This window comes from Arthrobacter sp. 2RAF6, assembly GCF_052115205.1.
GTDB lineage: Bacteria > Actinomycetota > Actinomycetes > Actinomycetales > Micrococcaceae > Arthrobacter.
The window spans coordinates 1-965 of sequence record NZ_JBFRGF010000102.1 but is presented as its reverse complement, the minus strand read 5'-3'; the positions used below and the strand labels follow the sequence as shown (position 1 = coordinate 965).

The window sequence follows — 965 nt, the reverse complement described above, 5'->3', positions numbered from 1 at the left end:
CTGGAGCGTGGGGTGGCGCAGCGGGTGCGGGCGTTGGAGGCGTTCCTGGATGATGTGTACGGGCGGATGGCGGTGGTCGCGGACGGTGTGGTGCCGCGGGCGTTGGTGACCACGAGTGCGCATTTCCACCGTGCGGTGCATGGTTTCGAGCCGGCCGGCGGGGTGCGGGTGCATGTGTCCGGTATCGATGTGGTCCGTGATGCGGCGGGCACGTTCCGGGTGTTGGAGGACAACGTGCGGGTGCCGTCGGGGGTGTCGTATGTGTTGGAGAACCGGCGGGCGATGGCGAAGGGTTTGCCGGAGGCGTTCGGGCAGCAGCACATCCGKCCGGTYGAGGAATACCCGCGCCGTCTGCTGTCGGCGTTGCGGAAGACGGCCCCGTCGGGGGTGGATGATCCGACGGTGGTGGTGTTGACTCCCGGGGTGTTCAACAGCGCSTATTTYGAGCACACGYTGTTGGCCGGGTTGATGGGTGTTGAACTGGTCGAGGGCAGGGACCTGATCTGCCGTGGAAACCGGGTGTACATGCGCACCACGGCCGGTGAGCAGCGGGTGGATGTGATTTACAAGCGGATCGATGATGAGTTCCTGGATCCGTTGCAGTTCCGTTCYGATTCGATGCTCGGGTGTCCGGGGCTGGTGAACGCGGCCCGGGCGGGCGGGGTGACGATCGCGAACGCGGTGGGCAACGGGGTGGCCGATGACAAGYTGGTCTATTCCTACGTGCCGGATCTGATCCGGTATTACCTGCACGAGGAGCCGGTGATCGCGAACGTGGAGACGTTCCGGCTGGAGGAGAAGGAAGCCCGTGAGCAGGTCCTGGACCGGCTCGGAGAACTCGTGGTCAAGCCGGTGGACGGGTCCGGGGGCAAGGGSCTGGTGATCGGTCCTGATGCTTCGCGGGAGGAGCTGGAGGCGTTGCGGAAGCGGGTGCTGGCGGATCCGCGGGGCTGGATCGCGCAGCC

1 protein-coding gene is annotated in these 965 nt (G+C 66.2%); it reads left to right on the top strand.

The features are described 5' to 3' along the window. Nucleotides 1–965, top strand: a 965-nt coding sequence (locus AB4Z38_RS25650; RefSeq protein WP_441432328.1) for a circularly permuted type 2 ATP-grasp protein, incomplete at both ends; no start/stop codon positions are given.